1 protein-coding gene is annotated in these 756 nt (G+C 68.8%); it reads left to right on the top strand.

Features of this window, described 5'->3' with window-relative positions; all coding sequences use genetic code 11:
• Nucleotides 1–756: condensation domain-containing protein (locus A5732_RS02665; RefSeq protein WP_253188988.1), on the top strand; the 756-nt coding region annotated here is incomplete at both ends.

The raw sequence follows: 756 nt of genomic DNA, 5'->3' as shown, positions 1-756 counted from the left end.
ACCGAGATCCCGTTGCGGGCAAGGCTTTTCCGTGTTGGCGCGGACGAGCATGTGCTGGTGGCCGTGATGCACCATATCGCCGCCGACGGCGTGTCGATGGCCCCGCTGGTCGCTGATCTGGGGGTGGCGTTTGCCAGCCGGTGTGCGGGGCACGCCCCGGGGTGGGCGCCATTGCCGGTGCAGTATGCCGATTACACGCTGTGGCAGCGCGCCCAGCTCGGTGAGGTGGCCGATGCCGAGAGCCCGATCGCCGCGCAGTTGGCGTATTGGGAGCAGGCGCTGGCCGGGATGCCCGAGCGGCTGGCGTTGCCAACCGATAGGCCCTACCCGCCGGCGGCCGATTATCGCGGTGCCAGTGTGATCGTGGACTGGCCGGCCGAGCTGCACCAGCGGGTCGCGCAGGCGGCCCGTGAGCACAACACGACCAGTTTCATGGTGGTCCAGGCCGCCCTGGCGGTGCTGTTGGCCAAGCTCAGCGCCAGCAGTGATGTGGCGGTCGGGTTCGCGATCGCCGGACGTGATGACCCCGCACTCGATCAGCTGGTCGGGTTCTTCGTCAACACCTTGGTGCTGCGCGTCGATCTGACCGGGGATCCCACCGTGGCCGAACTGCTGGCCCAGGTGCGCGCGCGTAGCCTGGCCGCCTACGAGCACCAGGACGTGCCCTTCGAGCTGCTGGTGGAGCGGCTCAACCCGACCCGATCGTTGGCCCATCACCCGCTGGTGCAGGTGGTGTTGGCCTGGCAGAACTTCGCC

The sequence above is a fragment of the Mycobacterium colombiense genome (genome assembly GCF_001953985.1).
Classification (GTDB): domain Bacteria; phylum Actinomycetota; class Actinomycetes; order Mycobacteriales; family Mycobacteriaceae; genus Mycobacterium; species Mycobacterium colombiense_B.
This window is presented reverse-complemented; position numbering and strand designations above follow the sequence as displayed.